The sequence below is a fragment of the Klebsiella sp. MISC125 genome (assembly GCF_051131775.1).
Classification (GTDB): domain Bacteria; phylum Pseudomonadota; class Gammaproteobacteria; order Enterobacterales; family Enterobacteriaceae; genus Klebsiella.
The window spans coordinates 96,671-115,253 of record NZ_CP180448.1 but is presented as its reverse complement, the minus strand read 5'-3'; the positions used below and the strand labels follow the sequence as shown (position 1 = coordinate 115,253).

Below are 18,583 nucleotides of genomic sequence, written 5' to 3'. Positions count from 1 at the left end.
TAAGATGAATTGCGATATCTCATAATCAAATTACGTTTCTTGTTTTATGTGATCTCGGTAGCCTGAAAGAGTGTATAAAAGTGTAAGCCACGGATTTTGCAAGGATTTGTTTAAGAAGGTTCTGTAAAGTCCAGTTTTAACAGTAAAAAAGTGCGTTGGGGTATGTGGTTAATGCAGGAAAGTAGCTATAATGCGCCCCGCCTCCATGTAGCAATCGAGGCGCGGAAGATCGTCATCTCCGGTGAGGTGGCTGGACTTCAAATCCAGTTGGGGCCGCCAGCGGTCCCGGGCAGGTTCAACTCCTGTGATCTTCCGCCAAAATTATTTTTCTGCGAGACTCTTCAGCGAAGTGGTTAATTCTAATAACCCTTTATTAAAATCTTTTCTAAAATCAGCATATCTTTTCGTTTTTAACAACTCAGGAACTTCACAATCTTCTAATAAGATGGGTAGTACATGTATTCTTCCCTTTGCAATTTCAGTCCAATATTTTGTTTGCCATTCTGTCTCAACCCACCTAGAATTCACAGAATGACTAGATAATATCACAATAATAAATTCCGCCTCTTTTATTCCTATTGATATTTTCTCAGGAATACTTTCACCTACCATAATATTCCATTCATCCAACCATGGAATAAATCCATTATCTTCTAAATCCATGCAAAGCGACCTTGCAAAAGGTTTATCTACAGATGAGTGTGAAATAAAAACTTTTATCCCTTCGGGTCTATTCTCATATCTATTATCCATAATTTTCTCCAATAATGTCGTCTCTACAAGATGAAGCTCTGCAAGGTTAAAGTTTAAGGAGTCTAAATCAATTTCTTTTCGATTGATATTGAATGGAGAACATTTCAAATAGAGTTCGTCCTTTCTTTTCATTAAATCATTTATTGAAACATAAGAAAGATCTTCATGAGATATAAGGTGGATTTTCTGAACAATTAAAAACCCTCCGAAATAAACAACCGCCATATGATTATCATCATCATCCCACTCATCATTATCATAATAGACAATACAATCTTTATTCGGACCATTTTCTATTTTGACTATTCCATAGGCACCTGGCTCTACTGACATATAATCCCCGTATGATTGGTTTAAATTTATCCTTTAGGTTCTATCCCTTGCTTTCGTAGAGCCTCCCTCGCCAGCTCCTTCAACCAGCTTGCAAGACTCACCCCTTCTTCTGCAGCCACAGCATCAAGCTGTTCCTTTAATGCCGGATCAATGCGCATTTTAAACTGCGGTGACTGACCACCACCCTTTGGTTTTTTTTCGCGCGATATGATTGACATGAGGCCACCTATCCATTTAATCTCAACATATAAGAGGCCACCTAAAAGCCTCTTGTACTAGCAACACTCTGGTGTGCTCGAACACACCAGAGCGTCTAACCACACCAACTATCAAGGAGTTGATTATGGCTGATTCGCATTCTACCCCAGACGTTACCGTTTCCGGAACAGAGCGTCACCTAATTGTGGGATATCGCCCGCAAGGTCGGGACACCAGTACACCAAGTCTCACCCTTTCCGGCAAGTGGTTACGCGCAGCTGGGTTCGATACCGGAAAGCACTTCACGGTTAAGGTAATGGATGGTTGCATTGTTCTGCTACCGCAGAGCGATAAGGAAGAGATGCTTAGAGCGGAATTACTGCAAATTCAGCAATCCTTTAAAAGCGTTAACAGTACGCTTCAACTCGTCTGACGCCCGGAAATCTTCACTTTCTGGATGGCTGCTCCCAAATGACTCCGGGTTAATCGTCCGTCTAATGAAATTTGTGCTCTTCTGACATACTATGCGAGCCAAAGCAGGTTAACCCGGAGGCTATATGGCAAATGAACACTTAACGTCATCCCCAGCAGGTGAGTTCGTTATATTTGCCAGTGGTGATGGGAAAGTACGAGTTGAATGCCGCTTCGAGTCGGACACAATCTGGTTATCCCAAGCATCAATGGCTGATCTGTACGCTAAAGATGTGCGGACAATTAATGAGCATTTAATCAACATTTTTTCTGAAGGTGAGCTTGCTCAAAACTCAACCATCCGGAAATTCCGGATGGTTCGCCAGGAAGGAAAGCGCCAGGTTTCCAGGGAGATAGAGCACTATAATCTCGAAGCAATACTCGCCGTTGGCTATCGCGTTCGTTCCCCTCGCGGCACGCAGTTCCGTCAGTGGGCCACCCAGACGCTCCAGGAATATCTGATCAAAGGTTTTGTGATGGACGATGAGCGGCTGAAAAATCCGTCCGTTGGTTCATCGGCTGTACCCGATTACTTTGATGAGATGCTCGAACGCATCCGCGATATTCGCGCCAGCGAGCGTCGGGTTTATTTGCGGGTGCGAGAGATATTTGCATTAGCGGCTGACTATCAACCGTCGCTAAAAGAAACCACGCAGTTTTTTCAAACCATCCAGAACAAGTTGCATTTTGCCTGTACCGGACATACCGCTGCTGAGATCATCCATCAACGTGCTGACGCTAACCAACTGCATATGGGGCTGACCAGCTATAAAGGTGAAGAGATCCGTAAGGGTGACGTGACGGTGGCAAAAAATTATCTCACTCAGGATGAGGTCAGCGAACTTAATCGCGTGGTTAACATGTGGCTGGATTTTGCCGAGGATCAGGCCCGTCGTCGTCAGCAGGTTTTTTTACGCGACTGGCAGGATAAGCTGGATCAGTTTCTGCAATTTAACGACCGCGAGGTTCTGCAAGGCGCAGGTAAAGTCAGTAAGCAAATGGCGGATGAAAAAGCACAGGCGGAATATAGCCAGTATTCTGAGCAGCAACGGCGCTTAAAAGAAGCCGAAGGTGAGAAGGATATCGCTGCTTTGCTACGGTGGAAAACAGAGCCTAAAAAGTAGCACTGCGGATCCCAATCCTCACGAAAAAAATTATTTGGCTAAACCTGTTTTATCCATTGTGCTCGCATTTCTGCCGGGCGGCGGCTAGCGCCTTGCCCGGTCTACGCGATCTGAGATTATCTGTAGGCCTGTGCAATCCGCAACCACTTTCTCTCCCACCCGCTCCGCGACCCTCTCCGGCTCCTCAGACGAAACCACCCAGCAATCGGCTAATCCACAATACTCCTTAAAACGCTGGCGGAACTTCGCCTCTTCTTTTTCTCTGACCAGGCCAAAACCGCGTGCCAGCTGGCGTTCAACCACAATGCGCATAGCGATATCGATATCTTCTGAAGGCAGCAGCAGTATGGAATACCCGGCCTGTCGCACAAGCTGCCGATTACTGGCAACAATCTCCGGGCAGACGTCAGTAGCAAGAAATCCCGAAGACAGCACCACCACTCGTTTTTCATCTGGGTTATCTGCCAGCAGGCGAGCGCATAGCGCGGCGTTCTCACGCACATAGCTTTCGTATCCATCACGCTGAATATATTCGCGGATATTTAAAATCTGCTCGCAAAACTGACTATCAAGATCGATAAGCCGATAACCCAGCGCCTGTGCCAGCAGCGCCCCAACAGTGCTTTTTCCCACCCCGCCGGGGCCAATCAGAAATAGCGTATTCATCTTTGGTTTCTCGCGTCCTTGTGACATTGTTTTTTCACCAGAATACGGCGATAGTAGCCGTTTTTTTGCGCAAGCCCAACTCTTCAGGCACGCTTCCCCGACTGCCCCACACAGGCCGGAGCAGTATTGTCCTCTGTGATAACAGTACTGAACGCCACCAGGATAATAAAGAAAGCGACAAATTCAGCGCTGATCAACAATACGTCCGTCAAGCCATAAACGAACATCGACAGCATAATAAAAAGCAGCAGCAGATTATTACGCCGAACGGCAAGCAGCGCGCCGCCGATATAAAACCCCAAAATCAGCGCCAGTCCAATCACGCCCTGTAGCGAAAAGGTATCGATTATCTCGTTATGCAGATGGACGTTAATGTACATCATCGCGGTTTTATTCTCCGGATGATCCTGCACATAATCGGCGCTCAAGCGTTCGCGGCTCTCCATTGATTGCCCCAACGGTTTATGAACGCCGTTATAAATGCCTACCGTCCACATTGAGAAACGCGCGCCCAGTGACGTATCGTCATTACCGGTCTGGTAAGTCGAGATTTCATGTACCGTTTGGGTGATTTTCGGTTTGATATGGGCGTTAAAGTTGATGCCCACAATACAGAGAACCACCACCGCCACGCCCAGCATCGGCTTGAGCTGAATCTTTTTGAAATTAAACAGCGTGAGCAGGAAGATCAGCACTGGATACAGCCCCATCGCCGCGCGCGTACCGGTGAAGATAATATTCAGGTACGAGATAAGCATCACCGCAACAGCCAGTATATAGGCCGGTCTTTTGCGTAGCTGAAACAGCGCATAGATAAACGCCAGCGACAGCGTTGAATAGATATAGGCGGCAACCGTAGGCCGATTAATCGCCATCTCAACCCGCGAAATACCCTGCCATTCCTGGATAAAACCATATACGGTTGCCAGGAGCAGGCTAATACCCACAACGATGAGGAAAATTTTCTTCAGGGTGTTGCGGTGAAGATGATGTTTAAAGCTATCCAGATACAGCACCAGGATGCTGCCAAGCAGCAGCTTTTTACCACCGAGAAAGTGATCGTTATAGTGATTGATATGACCGTGCTTCACCTCGTAAAAGAGAAACCATAGCATCTCCATCGCCCCAACGATCAGCGGTAGAAAGGCGACCTTCAGGCGTATTTCGCCAAAGTTTTTCCTCTCCAGAAATAGTCCCAGCACACTGGCATATATCGCCAGATAGAAAAACACTCGCTGCTGGGCAGAGTTCAGCAGCAGGAAGAATAGCGATATTGCCGCCAGTATTATTGTTAGCGTATAGATATTGCGGTTTATCTTTTCCATAATGCCTGAATAGCCTTTTTCTTATAACTTAATCTCACGTCAGGAGACATAAAAAACCCCGGAGATAAGGTTGATTTTATTTTTTCTTCAACAATACTGATTTGTTCATGAGTTAACAACTGAGCATGTTTCAGATAAATATCCAGCCAATGGCAACATACCAGCCAATGAAATGAAGAGGGAAACACTCTCTCCATTCTTTTTGTGCAGTTAATTAAATGGCGGATTTTTGTTTTATCCAGCACGCTGGAGAGGCTATTCGCCCGTTTGACGTAGTGATAATGCCCTTCTTTCTGAAACCAGATATTCTGCGAATGCATCAGAAAAGCAGGAAAAACGGCAAAGTCTTCATAGCAGGTCATTGATGGAATCGGCGCGCAGAGGTAAATATCCTTGCGAATAAACTGGCCGATTAAATGCGCCTGAAAGTCTTTATGGATCAGAAAACGACGCACGGCCTCATTCTGCGGTAGCTTAATCGGCGAAAAGCCCGCCCAGTTGCTATTGATAGCGCTGAGGTTGCGGGTTTCAATCAGGTGCGTCAGCAGCAAATCGGGCCGATGCTGTTTAAGAAATACCACCGCATCGCGCAAGCTTCGCGGCTTAAGCAGATCGTCACCATCAACCATGGTGATATATTCACCACGGGCCATCTGCACCGCAATATTTCTGACTCTACCGACATTTTTCAGCTGAACTTCTCTTATCTGAACCGAAGAAAACGTCTCTGCATAACGCTCAATAATTTGCTGCGTCTTGTCATAAGAGCTGTCATTAAGCACAATGACTTCAACATCCTTTTCAAAATCAATGGCCTTTTTCACACTTTCCAGCGTCTCAGCAAGCGTTAGCTCACAATTATGCGCTGTAATAATAATGCTCAAAAAGGGCATGGGCACTCCCGTTGAATAGTCTGGCTTTATCGTTTTTGAGGGAAGCGGAGAAATATAGCTTAGAAATAAGCGACCGATTCTATTCTTACTACCAATGATTCAACGCAGAAAGGAGTAACAAAGCGTAAAAAGAAGGATAAAAAACCGTGAGAAAACAACAATCATTCATAACAAATTATAAAAGCATGAATATACAACAACATAACAAACCAATACATTCACGCCACAAATCAATAAATAAAAATCAATCAACCTCAACAATTTGTTATACTGTAAAAGCGTTTTTTTAAATATTAATTAAGCGCTACACCACTTCTATTTATGGGCAATAAAAAAGTCCACAAGCCTTCAGGCAAACAGGTCTTGCGTATTTTCTCATTTGGAATAATGATAATTATTTCTTTTTATCAATAACGAAACTCTTTACCAAAAGACACGATTCGTTACTTATTGCAGATCTGATTAAGTTTAAAAATCAGCCCGTACTATACCCTAAATAATTCGAGTGGCAGGAAGGCGGCGACGCAGTGAGTCCCCAGGAGCTTACTGAAGTAAGTGACTGGGGCGAGCGAGGAAAGCCAACGCACATGCAACTTGAAGTATGACGGGTATATATTAATAACTAACGAAATCCCCTCTCGCCTCAGCAGCTCTTTAACCCTTTGAGCTTTCCCCCTCCCATCCCGCTTCAACCAGGCTACGCTTAACGCTACCGCGCAAAAAACGCTCTCCCCCTCCGTTTTATTCAACTCCGTTACACAGAAGAGGTTTTGCTATGCAGATCAACGCTATTGGTACGAATGCCGCCAGCCAGCCGCTGGGCGCTATGGCCATCACCCGCCGTGAACCGGGGCCGGATGATGTGCAGATCGCCATTGATTATTGCGGCGTCTGCCACTCCGATTTACACCAGGCGCGCTCCGAATGGGCCGGAACGCTCTACCCCTGCGTGCCGGGCCATGAAATCGTTGGCCGGGTGACCGCCGTGGGCAACCGGGTCTCCGGCTATGCCGTTGGCGATCTGGTGGGCGTCGGCTGCATGGTCGATAGCTGTAAACAGTGCGAGGAGTGCCAGGACGGGCTGGAAAACTACTGTGACCACATGGTGCTCACCTACAACGGCCCAACGCAGGATGACCCCGGCCACACCCTGGGGGGTTACTCCCAGCAAATCCTCGTCCATCAGCGCTACGTGCTGCGCGTGCGCCATCCTAAAGAGCAACTGGCCGCTGTCGCACCGCTGCTGTGCGCGGGTATCACCACCTACTCGCCGCTGCGCCACTGGAACGTCGGACCGGGCAAAAAAGTGGGCGTTGTCGGGATCGGCGGGCTGGGGCATATGGGGATCAAGTTGGCCCACGCCATGGGTGCCCACGTGGTGGCATTCACCACCTCAGAATCCAAGCGTGATGCGGCGCGAGAGCTGGGCGCGGATGAGGTCGTAGTGTCGCGCAACGAGGACGAAATGGCGGCGCACGTGAAAAGCTTCGACTTTATTCTCAATACCGTGGCGGCACCGCACAATCTCGATGCCTTTACCACGCTGCTTAAACGCGACGGCACGCTAACCCTGGTGGGCGCGCCCGCCACGCCGCATCCGTCTCCGGAAGTGTTTAACCTGATCTTCCGCCGCCGGTCGATTGCCGGGTCGATGATCGGCGGCATTCCTGAAACCCAGGAGATGCTCGACTTTTGCGCCGAGCACGGTATCGTCGCCGATATTGAGCTGATTCGCGGCGATCAGATCAACGAAGCCTGGGAGAGAATGGTCAAAGGCGACGTGAAATACCGCTTCGTGATCGACAGCGCCACTCTCGGGGGCTAAGCGCCACGGCGAAAGGTACGCCGCCACTCCGCCGGGCTGACGCCAAAACGCGATTTAAACTGCTGGCGATAAGTCACGGCGGAGAGATAGCCCACTTCCTCTGCCACCTGTTCGATAGGTAAATCCCCGGCCTCCAACAGAAGCTGGCTGCGTCGCAGGCGTTCGGCGGAAAGCCAGTCGGCGATACTCATACCGGTCGCTTTGGCGAAATGGCGGGTCAGGGTGCGGCGGCTCATTGCCGCCACCTGCGCCAGCGAATCAAGATTATGTGGTTCGCGGATATGCTGCTGGAGATACTCAAGCAGGCCGTTAATCCGCGCGTCGCGGGTGTTTTTCGGCACCGGCTGAGCAATAAACTGCGCCTGGCCGCCCTCGCGGTGCGGCGGGACGATCATCCGCCTGGCAATCTGATTGGCGACAAGGCTGCCGAAACGCTGGCGGATGATATACAGGCAGCAGTCGAGCGCTGCCGCGGTGCCCGCCGAGGTAATAATGCGCTGGTCATCGACGTACAGTGCATTGATATCCAGCTGCACCTGCGGAAACAGGCGCTGAAAATCCTGCTCGAACTCCCAGTGGGTCGCAGCCCGCTTACCGTCCAGCAGCCCGGCGTAGCCCAGCACAAATGCCCCGAGGCACAGGCCGACGATTTCAGCGCCGTTATTACGCGCTCGTACAAGGCTGTCGAGCAGCGACTGCACAGGTCGTTGGTTCACCGCGCCCCAGTAAGGCACTACCACAATATCTGCCTGTTCAAGGGTCGCAAAGTCGCCGCTGGCGTTCAGCGCAAAGCCGTCGCGAGCGGTCAATAGCCCCGGTCGTTCGGCGCAAATATGCAGGTTAAAGCGTTTGGTTTCCGAGACCGTATCGCCAAACAGCATACAGGGCACCGAGTAGTGGAACGGGCTAAACCCGTCCACCGCCACAATCGCCACTTCCGTGAGTTTCATCGCCCGCTCCGGCATTAAAAGACCAACGTTTCCCCATCCTGCGGGATGCTGACCACATCGGCAATCTGATTATCAGCCACGTACTGACGCAGCTCATCGCGGCTCAGCAGGCAGTGGTTTACCGCTTCCATATGACTTGCGACAATTTTGGCTTCCGGCAGGGTGAAATGCGCCTTCAGCACATCTTCTTTGCCCATAATAATCGGCCCAAAACCGATAACATGGGCATATCCGGCATTCAGCACCACCACGTCCGGCTGTAGTCTGACCATATCGGCTTCTACTTCATCGCGCCAGATGGTATCCCCCACCAGCCACAGGGTTTTCTCCTGTGGATGACGCAGCACCACGCCGCAGGCTTCGCCCAGGCGTTCGGCCATCGCCGCAACCGCATAAGTGCGGTCGCTACCGTGCTGCCCAGAAGTGGTTTTCACCAGGGCAACATCGGCAAACGCGCTGTCCTCAGAGAGCAGACGAATATCACTGAACCCTTGTCCGCGCAGCAACTGAGCATCGGCCTCATGCTGAATATAGATCGGCAGCGTTTTGGGGATCGCGGCGATCGCCGCCTCGTCCCAGTGATCTTCATGGGTGTGGGTGACGATAACGGCATCAACATCAACAATCTTTTCAACAGAGAAAGGTAGCGCCACCAGCGGGTTGCGCAACTCGCTGCGCGCGGTTCCGGCGAAGCCTGCCCAGGCACCTTTGTCAGAAAGCATGGGGTCAATAAGAAATTTTTTACCAGCATATTCAATAATCTGCGTGGCATTACGGATGTGGGTTATTTTCATGATGCTCATTCCTCTTCGCGGTTATCTGGCGAACATCGTACGTGCCACAAGCCTGGCGCAATATGGGCGTTTGGGCAATGATCGATGGGATTGGGCCAATCTACAGTGGTTGCCATCCGCTCCCGGCTATGGTGTGCTGAACGCTCAATTTTCAGGAAGAGTGGCTACGATGAAGAAGAAGTTAACCGCCGCCGATATGCACGACGCCGAGGTTATGGCGGACACCCCGTGGTTCAGCATGCGCAAGGTCGGCATTGATATGGCCCCCGGCGATCGGCGGGATTTTTACTCCATCCACTACCCGCGACCCGCTGTGGGGATTGTGGCGATGCAGGATGACAAAGTGCTGCTAATCCGCCACTACCGTTATCTAATAGACCAGGTGGTGTGGGCCGTTCCTTCGGGCGGCGTTGATGAAGGGGAAGATCCGCGCGAGACGGCCCTGCGTGAACTACGGGAAGAAACCGGCTGGCAGGCGAAAAATGCCGAAGAAATCATCCGCTATAACCCTTCCTATGGCAGCAGTGACCAGCTGTTTATCACCTGGCTTGCCAGTGATTTAACCTGGGTGGGGATGGATGAAGATCAGGATGAGGTGATGGAAACCGGCTGGTTTACCCTCGAAGAGATTGGCCAGCTGATAGCCCGCGGCGAGATGCCGGACGGGCTATCGCTGGTGCCGCTGCTGCATCTGATGGCGCAGCGGCGGACCGGTTTAGCGTAGCGGTTTCAGCATCCGCCAGCGAAACCACAGCTGGGCGACGAGGATCAGCACGCCGCCGATAATCTTCTGCAACGGCAGCTGTTCGCCGTACCACAGCGCGGCGGCAATCACCGTCAACAGCGGCTCAAGCACCATAATGATTGCCGCGCTGGCGACCGCTGCGTACTTCTGCCCCTTCATTTGCAGGCCGAAGCGCAGGCTGGTCGCGATGACAATGCTGGCGAGCAGCCAGCCGAAGGTCGGCAGGGTAAACGGCTGATCCCAGGTCTCGACGGCGGCGGAAATCCCCAGTCCGACAATCCCGGTGATGCCTAGCTGCACGGTAGTTAGCGGGATCAGCGGCACCTCGCGGGCGCAGTTGCTGGTGTAGCAAAACCAGATTGATTGCACCAGCGCGGTCAGCAGAAACCAGCCCTGACTGGGGTGAAACTCAATCGGCATATGCAGGCTGAGCAAACCGAGGCCGACAATGGCAATCGGCAGGCACTCCCAGTAGGCCCGCGCCGGACGCGCCTTCATCATCGCCCACGCGGTAAGCGGCACGAACAGCATCGACAGGCTCATAATAAACGCCCCTTCGCCCAGCGACGGAGTTGTCGATACCGAGTAGATCCACAGGCACAGGTTTAACGCAAACCACAGGCCGCTGATAATAATGCGCGGCCAGTACTGCTTGTCGACGCGAAACCCGCGACAGAACGGCAGCAACAGCAGCGCGGCGAAGAAAAAGCGCAGGCCGAGGAAGGCGAAAACCGGCATGCCGGCAATCGCTTCACGGGAAAAAATCCATCCGCAGGCGGCGATAACCGTCGCGGCTATTAGCAGCAAATCTGCCTGGCGTTGCCGGGTCATCGCCACATCTCCTTGTGTCAATAATTACCAGCCGGGAACCGCGCCGCCGTTGAAGATAGTCTCTGCCGCCTTTGCCACTTCCGGCGACTGGTAGGACTGCATAAACTCTTTTACGTTTTCCGCGTCTTTGTTGTCTTCGCGGGTCACGATAATGTTCACATACGGCGAGTTTTTGTCTTCGATAAAGATGCCGTCGCGCACCGGCGTTAACCCGGTCTGTTGGAGGTAAGTCGTGCTGATGATCGCCACATCGACTTGCGGGTCGTCAATCACGCGCGGTAGCTGCGCCCCTTCCAGCTCCATGATTTTCAGGTTATGCGGGTTGTCGGTGATATCGACCGCCGTCGGCAGCAGGCCGGTGCCCGCCTTGAGCGTAATCAGCTTCTCCTGCTGGAGCAGAAGCAGCGCGCGGCCCAGGTTGGTCGGGTCGTTAGGAATGGCGATGGTCGCGCCGTCTTTCAGCTCGGCGACGGATTTAACTTTGCGCGAATAGCCCGCCATCGGGAAGACGAAGGTATTGCCGACCGCCACCAGGCGATAGTTGTGGGCTTTGTTATCCTGGGCGAGGAACGGACGGTGCTGGAAGACGTTCGCGTCCAGATCCCCGGCGTTAGTGGATTCGTTGGGCAGCAGCGAGCCGCTAAAGCCCACCAGCTCAACGTCGAGGCCATATTTCTCTTTGGCTACTTTCTTCGCCACTTCTGCTACATCCTGTTCCGCGCCGTTAATCACGCCAACTTTAATGTGTTTGGCATCGCTGCCCTTCTGGTCGCAGCCCGCCAGCAGCAGGCCCGCCAGCACCACGGCGGCGGCTGTCCGTAAACGCAATTTCATTGTTATTACCCCGTCAGTCCATAGAGAATCGTTATTATTTTTTCGTCTGAAACTATAACGACTTTGGGGTGAGGTTTTAAACGCAAAAACGGCAACTGGAAATAAAATCATCTTCCCCCTTTCTCCCGGGGGCAGCGCGATGCGCCTGCCCGGGCTACGGGTTCACCGTCGGCTGCGATCGAGTAGCCCGGACAGGTGCGCAGCGCCGCCTCCGGGGATCTCTAGAGCGGGGGACGCACCTTACAGCCCCAGCTCACTCAACCCCGGGTGATCGTCCGGGCGACGGCCCTGGGGCCAGTGGAACAGGCGCTCGCTCTCGGCGATCGGCAGGTCGTTGATGCAGGCGTAGCGCGTGTGCATCAGACCGCGTTCATCAAACTCCCAGTTCTCATTGCCGTAGGAGCGAAACCAGTTGCCGCTGTCATCGTGCCACTCATAGGCGAAGCGCACCGCAATACGATTGTCGCTCCACGCCCACAGCTCCTTAATCAGACGGTATTCCTGCTCTTTACGCCATTTTCGCTGCAAAAAGTCGATAATTTGCGTCCTGCCGTGCACAAACTCGCTGCGATTACGCCATTCGCTATCGACGGTGTAGGCCAGCGCGACCTTTCCGGCATCACGGCTGTTCCAGCCATCTTCGGCGGCCCGCACTTTTTGCGCGGCGCTCTCGCGGGTAAACGGCGGCAGCGGTGGGCGTTGTTCGGTCATCATTGTTCTCCTGTATGAATAAGCTGTTGCAGGCGCTGGTTTTCCCGCTCCAGATCGTCAATACGCTGTTGCAGCGTCTGGCTATACTCCGCCACCTGCTGGGCGGTGTAGCGCGGGGTAATATGCTGAGGGCAGTTCCAGTCAAAAGCCTGTAAATGAAAGCGAAAAATGCGCTCGATTCTGGCCCGATAGTTCTCCGGCGTGACCCGCGCCAATAATTCCGGGTCGCTCTCCGCCGCCACGACTTCTACGGTGGCGTAGATTTTCAGCCTGGCACGGCGCGGGTAATCCATCAAAAACAGACACGCCCGGTCGCTACCGCGCAGGTTGCCGGTGGTGATGTACTGGCGATTTCCAGAGAAATCCGCCATCGCCAGAGTGGTCTCATCCAGCAGATGCAGGAAACCCACCGGGCCGCCGCGATGCTGAATATAGGGCCAGCCGGTTTGCGAAATCGTCGCCAGGTAGAAGCTATCGCGGGTGACGATCATCCCCTCTTCGCTGTCGCTGAAGCGCTCTCCTCTACGCGGGCGATGCGGCGACTGCCACATCCCATCGCTGCCCATCTCATGCTGAACATCCATCACGTTAGGGGTCATGGCGATATCAAGAAAGTCTACTGACATAATTTCTCCGAAGGCGATGTGGCATGACTCATCATGGACTGTGTCGACAAAAAAGATAATAGTGGGGATCTGGCAATCATATTTCCGAAAAACGGGATAATTATGGACCGACTCAGCGCCATGGCGCTGCTGGTGAAAGTGACTGAACTCGGCAGTATGTCGGCAGCGGCGCGGGCGCTAAATACGCCGCTGACCACCGTCAGCCGCAATATTGCCGAGCTGGAAAATGCGCTCGGCGTGCGCCTGCTCATCCGTACGACCCGCAAGCTAACGCTGACCGACGCCGGAGCCGATTATGTCGCCGCCGCGCGACGGATCCTCGAAGAGGTGGAGAACGCCGAGCGCCAGGCGGTGGGCGAATATCAGGAACCAAAAGGCGAGCTGACGATCTCCGCGCCTATCATGTTTGGTCGTTTGCACGTTTTACCGGTAATCACGGAATTTCTTGCCCGTTACCCGCAGATTCGCGTCCGTTTACTGCTTAGCGATCGCAACGCCAACCTGGTGGACGAGCATGTTGATTTAGCGGTACGTATCGGTGCCTTGCCGGATAGCGGGATGGTGGCGACCCGCCTTGGTGAGATGCGCATCGTCACCTGTGCGCATCCGGGCTTGCTGGAAAAACACGGCACGCCAGAACGCCCGCGCGATCTGACCATGCTGCCGATGATTCACATTGAGTCGCCGATGCCCTACAGCGGCTGGCGATTTAATACCACAGAAGCGCAAGACCGGCTGGTCGCGCTCGCTCCGATGCTTTCGGTGACCACCCCGGAGAGCGCCGCCGATGCCGCCCGACTGGGGGCTGGCGTGGCGCGCCTGCTGCATTACCAGGCTATCGATGGCCTGGTGTGCGGCGAACTGAAGCTAATTTTTCAAACGATGGAGCCGGAACCCGCGCCGGTGCATCTGCTCTCTAACGCCCGGGACCTGGCCCCGCTCAAGCTGCGTAAATTTATCGATTTCGCCGCGCCCGCCCTGCGTCGGGCGCTGCTGCGTATTGCCGCCACCGCCTAGCGGGCGGTCGTTTTCAGCGGTGCTTCTTTCAGTAGCCAGGAGAGCACAAACGCCACCGCCATAATGCAGGCCGCCATCAGGAACGCCGCGTGGATAGCGGCCCCGAAGGAGTCGAGGTAATCCAGACGAATCTCCGCAGGCAAATTCTGTACCGCCGCCGGATTCAGCGCCCGCGGCAGCTGCGCACCTTCCGGCAGCAGGTGTTGCAGGTTATTTTGCAATACATGAGTGAATACCGCGCCAAACAGCGCCACGCCGATAGAGCCGCCAATCGAGCGGAACAGCGTCACGCCGGAGGTTGCCACGCCGTACATTTGCGCAGGCATCGCGTTCTGCACTGCCAGTATTAGCACCTGCATCACCAGTCCCAGACCCGCTCCCAGCACGCTGGTGAAAAGATACAGCTGCCACATCGGCGAGTGGATGGTTATGCGCGTCAGCAGCACCATTCCCACCACGCCCAGCAGGGTGCCGATAATCGGAAACACCCGGTACTTACCGGTATGGCTGATAACGCGTCCGCTGATGATCGAGGTCAGCAGCAGACCACCCATCAGCGGGATTAGCTGTAGCCCCGCCTCGGTCGGCGTCGCCGCTTTTACCACCTGCAAATAGAGCGGCAGGAAGGTCACCGAACCAAACAACGACATCCCAACAACAAAGCCAATCAGGCTGCAAAGCAGAAAGCTGCGGTTGCGGAACAATGAGAGCGGAATAATCGGCTCTGCGGCCAGTCGTTCTTCATGAATAAAACCGATAATCCCCACCACGCCAAAGGCCAGAATGCACCACAGCTGCGGGTCGCTCCACGCGCGAACGCTGCCACCCTCGGAGGTAAACAAGATGATGCACAGCAGCGCCATGCTGAGGTAAATTGCCCCCAGCCAGTCGATCTGGTGCTGGCTGCGCTTGTTGCTGCTGTGAAAAACCGCGCCGATCACCAGCAGCGCGAACAGGCCCAGCGGCAGGTTGATGTAGAAAATCCAGCGCCAGGAGGCGTGCTGCACCAGGAAGCCGCCGATTAACGGCCCAATCACCGTCGCCAGGCCAAAAACACCACCGAATAACCCCTGATAGCGACCGCGATTAGCAGGCGGGATCACATCGGCCACTGCCGCCATGCTGATCACCATCAGGCCACCGCCGCCCAACCCTTGCAGGGCGCGCATCAGCACCAGTTGGGTCATGTTCTGCGCCAGCCCGCACAGGGCGGAACCGGCAAGGAACAGCACGATCGCCACCTGCAGGACGATTTTCCGCCCGAACAGGTCGCCAAATTTGCCGTACAGCGGCACCGCGATGGTCGAACTGAGGATATAGGCGGTCACTACCCACGAGAGTTTATCCAGCCCGCCGAGTTCGCCGACGATGGTCGGCAGCGCGGTTGAGACAATAGTCTGGTCCAGCGCTGATAGCAGCATGACCAGCAGTAGAGCGCTGAAGAGCAGGCGGATTGAGGGTACCGCCGGTTGGCTCGCGACTTCAGATGTCATAGCATCACTCGCTTGAAATTAATTAAATACATAATTAATATTTAGGGAAATGATGAATCAGGTCAAGGGATCGCCATACGATGTCAGCACAAAAAGACAATGAAGCCCCACGTCGCCCCGGTCGCCCGCGCGGGCAGAAATCCGGCTCCGCCAACCGCGAACAGTTGATGGATATTGCCCTGGCGCTGTTTGCCCGCCACGGGATCGCGCGAATTTCACTGAACGCCATCGCCAAAGAAGCGGGGGTGACGCCCGCGATGCTGCACTACTATTTCAGTTCGCGGGAGGCGCTGGTGGAAAAGCTGGTTGAAGAGCGCTTTATGCCGCTGCGCAACGACATCGGCCTAATTTTTGTAGAACATAGCGATGAGCCGGTGACCGCTTTTACCCTGCTTATTGAAACCCTGGCGGCGATGGCGGAGAAAAATGCATGGTTCGCACCGCTGTGGATGCAGGAGATCATCGGCGAGATGCCGGTACTGCGTCAGCATATGCACGCGCGTTTTGGCGATGAGAAATACCACAAAATGCTGGCGACGGTGCGCCGCTGGCAGCAGGAGGGCAAACTCAACCCGGCGCTGTCGCCGGAGCTGCTGTTTACCACCTTAATAAGCCTGGTACTGGTGCCGTTTTCCCGTACCCATACCGATGTGCGGTTGCAATCAGTGAACAAGCAGATGATTGTCAGCCACGCGCTGGCACTGATTAGCCACGGAATTGGCGGCTGATTCCCCCTACAGGTTCACCGCCATCTGCGGGCCGGTAGCCCGCGTCGCGAACCGGCGAAGCTTTAAACCGGCTGCTGGTGGCGGCTAAACCGCGATGCCAGCGGCAGCCAGCACAGCAGAATCAGCAAGCCCATCAGCATCATTAACAGGCCCAGGCTGCCCTGACCGGTCTGCGGCATCATCGCCGACAACCACGCCAGCACGCCGGAGCCAATGTTTTGCAGCCCGCCCACCAGCGCCCCGGCGGTTCCGGCGAGGAACGGAAATGGCTCCATCGCGCCGCTGGTCGCCAGCGGGAACAGCATCCCCGCGCCAAAAAAGAACAGCGCGGCAGGTGCCAGCAGGGTCCAGACGGTCATTATGCCCAGCAAGCCCGGGATCCACATCATCACCCCCGCCAGCAGGCAGCAAATCACCGATTGCCACATCAACGTCGGGAAGCGTTTATTCGGGCGTCCGGCAAACCACGCACCAAAGAACGCCGCCGGAATTGGCAGAATAAACAGAATGCTCACCGACAGGCTGCTCAAGCCCAGCACCGCGCCCATCAGCACGCCGGAACAGGCTTCGAACACAGCAATACCCGCCAGGCCGCCGATTAGCATCAGCAGATAGCAGTTAAACGCGCTGGTGCCGAACAGCGTTTTGTAATTGGTGATAAGCCGGGTACGCGGTGCGCCGGTTGGTCGGGTTTCCGGCATCCAGCGCGCCATGCTGAAGGTCACGCCAGCACAAAGCACCAGCAGGAAGACGTAGCAGGCCCGCCAGTTCCACAGGGTATCGAGAATGCCGCCGATCAGCGGCGCGAGCAGCGGACTGACCAGAATACCCATATTCAACAGACTGTTAGCGTGCCTTAGCTGTGCGCCTTCATACAGATCGCGCGGCAGAGTTCGCGCCATCACGCCACCGACCCCGGTGCCCATCCCCTGCATTGCGCTGGCGGCGATCAGCACCGGCAGGCTATGGGTAGTGATGGCAACCAGCGTCGCCAGCATAAAAATAGACATTCCCACGAGGATCACCGGGCGACGACCAACACGATCCGATAGCGGGCCGTAGAATAGCTGCGATACGCCGTAGGTCAGCAGATAAGCGGCCATCACGCTCTGCACCGCGCCCTCACGGACGTTGAGCGATACCGCCATATCAGCAATCGCCGGGATATATATGGTCTGCGCCATCTGGCCGACGGCCACCAGCAGTACCAGCATCAACAACAAATTGAAGTTCTTATGCCGTTTCATGTCGATGAATACTTTGTGAAATATGGAAGATAAAGAATATGTGACTAACACACCCGCAAAACGATGGAGGAATCTACCACATAAAAATGACAGAACAACCCTGAGCGGAGGGATTATCGGGGTATTTCAGGCAGGTTTTGTAAACGAAAATCGGCAACTAATGTTGCCATATCCAGATTAAGACAGCCGTAGCAGAATCGCCCCGGCGGCGATACCGCAAGCTGCAACAATGCGCAGTGGAACGACCTTTTCTTTCAACAGGATAAAAGCGATAACTGCGCCGAACAGAATCGACGTCTCACGTAGCGCGGCGACGACCGCCAGCGGTGCCTGAGTCATTGCCCACAGCGCCAGACCGTAAGAGCCCATGGTACCGACACCGCCGACCATTCCCTTCTTCCAGTGCTGGCGTAAATAGCGGCTGGCCTGCGGGCGTCGGGCGATCATCGCCCAGCTCAGCAGACAAAAACCGTTCATAAAAAAAGTCCACAGCGTATAGCCCAGCGCGGTTTCTGAAAGCCGCACCCCGGTTCCGTCCACCAGCGTGTAACCGGCAATAAAACAGGCGTTAATCAGCGCCAGTACGATGCCGGTACTTGAACTGGATCGACCGTTAAAGGCCATCGCCAGAATCGCCAGGCAGATTACGCCAATCCCCAGCCACGCCAGCGGCGAGAGATGGTCGCCAAGGAAAGTGACGCTGATTATCGCCACCAGCAGCGGCGCGGTTCCGCGCATCAGCGGATAGGTCTGGCTCATATCCGAGACCTGGTAGGTTTTCGCCACCAGCACGGTGTACACCACCTGTAACGCGCAGGAGACGGCAAGAAACGGCACGCTGGCGAGTGTGGGTTGTGGGGCAAAGGGGAGTAAAGCGAGGGCGATTAATGCGGCTGAACCGCTAACGCCGATTGCCGCATACATCTTATCGCCGCTCGCTTTAACGATAGCGTTCCAGCTGGCGTGAAGCAGAGCAGCGAACAGCAAAATACAGAATACGGTGATGGTCATTACGGCCC

At 54.0% G+C, this 18,583-nt stretch carries 20 protein-coding genes and 1 tRNA gene; 7 read left to right on the top strand and 14 right to left on the bottom strand.

The window, feature by feature from the left end:
- Positions 1–223 precede the first annotated feature (223 nt).
- Positions 224–318, top strand: a tRNA-Sec gene (locus tag ACMYSL_RS00565).
- Positions 319–321: 3 nt separating this feature from the next.
- On the opposite strand, the gene ACMYSL_RS00560 is transcribed toward ACMYSL_RS00565, so the two are convergent.
- Together ACMYSL_RS00560 and ACMYSL_RS00555 are read right to left on the bottom strand one after the other, a co-directional pair.
- Positions 322–1,086: a toll/interleukin-1 receptor domain-containing protein gene (locus ACMYSL_RS00560; RefSeq protein WP_434661095.1), complete on the bottom strand. Its 765-nt coding sequence runs from the start codon at positions 1,084–1,086 to the stop codon at positions 322–324.
- Positions 1,087–1,112: 26 nt separating this feature from the next.
- Positions 1,113–1,304 carry a toxin-antitoxin system HicB family antitoxin gene (locus ACMYSL_RS00555; RefSeq protein ID WP_434661094.1) on the bottom strand — a complete coding sequence of 64 codons (192 nt, stop codon included), beginning with the start codon at positions 1,302–1,304 and terminating at the stop codon, positions 1,113–1,115.
- Positions 1,305–1,429: 125 nt separating this feature from the next.
- Here ACMYSL_RS00555 and ACMYSL_RS00550 point away from each other — a divergent pair, with 125 nt between their 5' ends.
- The gene (locus ACMYSL_RS00550) at positions 1,430–1,717 is read left to right on the top strand and encodes a SymE family type I addiction module toxin (protein ID WP_434661093.1); all 288 of its coding nucleotides are present in this window, start codon (positions 1,430–1,432) and stop codon (positions 1,715–1,717) included.
- A gap of 124 nt (positions 1,718–1,841) precedes the next feature.
- Positions 1,842–2,879: a virulence RhuM family protein gene (locus ACMYSL_RS00545; RefSeq protein ID WP_434661092.1), complete on the top strand. Its 1,038-nt coding sequence runs from the start codon at positions 1,842–1,844 to the stop codon at positions 2,877–2,879.
- Between the two features lie 84 nt (positions 2,880–2,963).
- Here the strand turns inward: ACMYSL_RS00545 and ACMYSL_RS00540 are convergent, their stop codons facing one another.
- The 3 genes from ACMYSL_RS00540 to ACMYSL_RS00530 form a co-directional block, all read right to left on the bottom strand.
- On the bottom strand, positions 2,964–3,545 hold the full coding sequence (locus ACMYSL_RS00540) for a shikimate kinase (protein ID WP_434661091.1): 582 nt from the start codon (positions 3,543–3,545) through the stop codon (positions 2,964–2,966).
- A gap of 83 nt (positions 3,546–3,628) precedes the next feature.
- Positions 3,629–4,870 carry an O-antigen ligase family protein gene (locus tag ACMYSL_RS00535; RefSeq protein WP_434661089.1) on the bottom strand — a complete coding sequence of 414 codons (1,242 nt, stop codon included), beginning with the start codon at positions 4,868–4,870 and terminating at the stop codon, positions 3,629–3,631.
- On the bottom strand, positions 4,858–5,763 hold the full coding sequence (locus ACMYSL_RS00530) for a glycosyltransferase family 2 protein (protein WP_434661087.1): 906 nt from the start codon (positions 5,761–5,763) through the stop codon (positions 4,858–4,860). Before ACMYSL_RS00530 ends, ACMYSL_RS00535 begins: the two co-directional genes overlap by 13 nt.
- Positions 5,764–6,538: 775 nt before the next feature.
- On the opposite strand from ACMYSL_RS00530, the gene ACMYSL_RS00525 reads away from it, so the two are divergent.
- Positions 6,539–7,588, top strand: coding sequence for an NAD(P)-dependent alcohol dehydrogenase (locus ACMYSL_RS00525; protein WP_434661086.1), 1,050 nt, complete (start codon positions 6,539–6,541; stop codon positions 7,586–7,588).
- Here the strand turns inward: ACMYSL_RS00525 and ACMYSL_RS00520 are convergent.
- Positions 7,585–8,538, bottom strand: a complete 954-nt coding sequence (locus ACMYSL_RS00520) for a GlxA family transcriptional regulator (protein ID WP_434661085.1) — start codon at positions 8,536–8,538, stop codon at positions 7,585–7,587. The two genes, ACMYSL_RS00525 and ACMYSL_RS00520, sit on opposite strands and share 4 nt — an antisense overlap.
- A gap of 14 nt (positions 8,539–8,552) precedes the next feature.
- Complete coding sequence (locus ACMYSL_RS00515; protein WP_434661084.1) at positions 8,553–9,332, bottom strand: MBL fold metallo-hydrolase; 780 nt, start codon at positions 9,330–9,332, stop codon at positions 8,553–8,555.
- Positions 9,333–9,501: 169 nt separating this feature from the next.
- Here ACMYSL_RS00515 and ACMYSL_RS00510 point away from each other — a divergent pair, with 169 nt between their 5' ends.
- Positions 9,502–10,056 (top strand): NUDIX hydrolase, encoded by a 555-nt coding sequence (locus tag ACMYSL_RS00510; RefSeq protein ID WP_434664326.1) that lies wholly within the window; start codon positions 9,502–9,504, stop codon positions 10,054–10,056.
- On the opposite strand, the gene ACMYSL_RS00505 is transcribed toward ACMYSL_RS00510, so the two are convergent.
- The 4 genes from ACMYSL_RS00505 to ACMYSL_RS00490 form a co-directional block, all read right to left on the bottom strand.
- Positions 10,048–10,908, bottom strand: a complete 861-nt coding sequence (locus ACMYSL_RS00505; protein WP_182235349.1) for a DMT family transporter — start codon at positions 10,906–10,908, stop codon at positions 10,048–10,050. The genes ACMYSL_RS00510 and ACMYSL_RS00505 overlap by 9 nt on opposite strands.
- 24 nt (positions 10,909–10,932) lie before the next feature.
- Positions 10,933–11,742: a lipoprotein NlpA gene (gene nlpA / locus ACMYSL_RS00500; protein ID WP_434661083.1), complete on the bottom strand. Its 810-nt coding sequence runs from the start codon at positions 11,740–11,742 to the stop codon at positions 10,933–10,935.
- 240 nt (positions 11,743–11,982) lie between these two features.
- Positions 11,983–12,453, bottom strand: a complete 471-nt coding sequence (locus ACMYSL_RS00495) for a DUF1348 family protein (protein ID WP_110275929.1) — start codon at positions 12,451–12,453, stop codon at positions 11,983–11,985.
- Complete coding sequence (locus ACMYSL_RS00490) at positions 12,453–13,079, bottom strand: pyridoxamine 5'-phosphate oxidase family protein (protein ID WP_434661081.1); 627 nt, start codon at positions 13,077–13,079, stop codon at positions 12,453–12,455. The genes ACMYSL_RS00495 and ACMYSL_RS00490 overlap by 1 nt, the downstream gene beginning before the upstream one ends.
- A gap of 102 nt (positions 13,080–13,181) precedes the next feature.
- On the opposite strand from ACMYSL_RS00490, the gene ACMYSL_RS00485 reads away from it, so the two are divergent.
- The gene (locus tag ACMYSL_RS00485; protein WP_434661079.1) at positions 13,182–14,096 is read left to right on the top strand and encodes a LysR family transcriptional regulator; all 915 of its coding nucleotides are present in this window, start codon (positions 13,182–13,184) and stop codon (positions 14,094–14,096) included.
- Here the strand turns inward: ACMYSL_RS00485 and ACMYSL_RS00480 are convergent.
- The gene (locus ACMYSL_RS00480) at positions 14,093–15,589 is read right to left on the bottom strand and encodes an MDR family MFS transporter (protein ID WP_182235353.1); all 1,497 of its coding nucleotides are present in this window, start codon (positions 15,587–15,589) and stop codon (positions 14,093–14,095) included. The genes ACMYSL_RS00485 and ACMYSL_RS00480 overlap by 4 nt on opposite strands.
- Positions 15,590–15,669: 80 nt before the next feature.
- Between ACMYSL_RS00480 and ACMYSL_RS00475 the strand changes: the two genes are divergently transcribed.
- Positions 15,670–16,317 carry a TetR/AcrR family transcriptional regulator gene (locus ACMYSL_RS00475; RefSeq protein ID WP_182235354.1) on the top strand — a complete coding sequence of 216 codons (648 nt, stop codon included), beginning with the start codon at positions 15,670–15,672 and terminating at the stop codon, positions 16,315–16,317.
- A 62-nt stretch (positions 16,318–16,379) separates the two neighbouring features.
- On the opposite strand, the gene emrD is transcribed toward ACMYSL_RS00475, so the two are convergent.
- A complete protein-coding gene (gene emrD / locus ACMYSL_RS00470) occupies positions 16,380–17,564 on the bottom strand; it encodes a multidrug efflux MFS transporter EmrD (protein ID WP_182235355.1) in 1,185 nt (394 codons plus the stop codon).
- Positions 17,565–17,741: 177 nt separating this feature from the next.
- The gene (locus tag ACMYSL_RS00465) at positions 17,742–18,575 is read right to left on the bottom strand and encodes an EamA family transporter (RefSeq protein ID WP_434661077.1); all 834 of its coding nucleotides are present in this window, start codon (positions 18,573–18,575) and stop codon (positions 17,742–17,744) included.
- Between the last annotated feature and the right edge of the window lie 8 nt (positions 18,576–18,583).

Excerpts from the sequence above, each read along its gene's own strand:
- ACMYSL_RS00560 (WP_434661095.1), bottom strand. The coding sequence starts at position 1,086 with ATGTCAGTAGAGCCAGGTGCCTATGGAATAGTCAAAATAGAAAATGGT.
- ACMYSL_RS00555 (WP_434661094.1), bottom strand. The coding sequence starts at position 1,304 with ATGTCAATCATATCGCGCGAAAAAAAACCAAAGGGTGGTGGTCAGTCA.
- ACMYSL_RS00550 (WP_434661093.1), top strand. The coding sequence starts at position 1,430 with ATGGCTGATTCGCATTCTACCCCAGACGTTACCGTTTCCGGAACAGAG.
- ACMYSL_RS00545 (WP_434661092.1), top strand. The coding sequence starts at position 1,842 with ATGGCAAATGAACACTTAACGTCATCCCCAGCAGGTGAGTTCGTTATA.
- ACMYSL_RS00540 (WP_434661091.1), bottom strand. The coding sequence starts at position 3,545 with ATGAATACGCTATTTCTGATTGGCCCCGGCGGGGTGGGAAAAAGCACT.
- ACMYSL_RS00535 (WP_434661089.1), bottom strand. The coding sequence starts at position 4,870 with ATGGAAAAGATAAACCGCAATATCTATACGCTAACAATAATACTGGCG.
- ACMYSL_RS00530 (WP_434661087.1), bottom strand. The coding sequence starts at position 5,763 with ATGCCCTTTTTGAGCATTATTATTACAGCGCATAATTGTGAGCTAACG.
- ACMYSL_RS00525 (WP_434661086.1), top strand. The coding sequence starts at position 6,539 with ATGCAGATCAACGCTATTGGTACGAATGCCGCCAGCCAGCCGCTGGGC.
- ACMYSL_RS00520 (WP_434661085.1), bottom strand. The coding sequence starts at position 8,538 with ATGAAACTCACGGAAGTGGCGATTGTGGCGGTGGACGGGTTTAGCCCG.
- ACMYSL_RS00515 (WP_434661084.1), bottom strand. The coding sequence starts at position 9,332 with ATGAAAATAACCCACATCCGTAATGCCACGCAGATTATTGAATATGCT.
- ACMYSL_RS00510 (WP_434664326.1), top strand. The coding sequence starts at position 9,502 with ATGAAGAAGAAGTTAACCGCCGCCGATATGCACGACGCCGAGGTTATG.
- ACMYSL_RS00505 (WP_182235349.1), bottom strand. The coding sequence starts at position 10,908 with ATGACCCGGCAACGCCAGGCAGATTTGCTGCTAATAGCCGCGACGGTT.
- nlpA (WP_434661083.1), bottom strand. The coding sequence starts at position 11,742 with ATGAAATTGCGTTTACGGACAGCCGCCGCCGTGGTGCTGGCGGGCCTG.
- ACMYSL_RS00495 (WP_110275929.1), bottom strand. The coding sequence starts at position 12,453 with ATGACCGAACAACGCCCACCGCTGCCGCCGTTTACCCGCGAGAGCGCC.
- ACMYSL_RS00490 (WP_434661081.1), bottom strand. The coding sequence starts at position 13,079 with ATGTCAGTAGACTTTCTTGATATCGCCATGACCCCTAACGTGATGGAT.
- ACMYSL_RS00485 (WP_434661079.1), top strand. The coding sequence starts at position 13,182 with ATGGACCGACTCAGCGCCATGGCGCTGCTGGTGAAAGTGACTGAACTC.
- ACMYSL_RS00480 (WP_182235353.1), bottom strand. The coding sequence starts at position 15,589 with ATGACATCTGAAGTCGCGAGCCAACCGGCGGTACCCTCAATCCGCCTG.
- ACMYSL_RS00475 (WP_182235354.1), top strand. The coding sequence starts at position 15,670 with ATGTCAGCACAAAAAGACAATGAAGCCCCACGTCGCCCCGGTCGCCCG.
- emrD (WP_182235355.1), bottom strand. The coding sequence starts at position 17,564 with ATGAAACGGCATAAGAACTTCAATTTGTTGTTGATGCTGGTACTGCTG.
- ACMYSL_RS00465 (WP_434661077.1), bottom strand. The coding sequence starts at position 18,575 with ATGACCATCACCGTATTCTGTATTTTGCTGTTCGCTGCTCTGCTTCAC.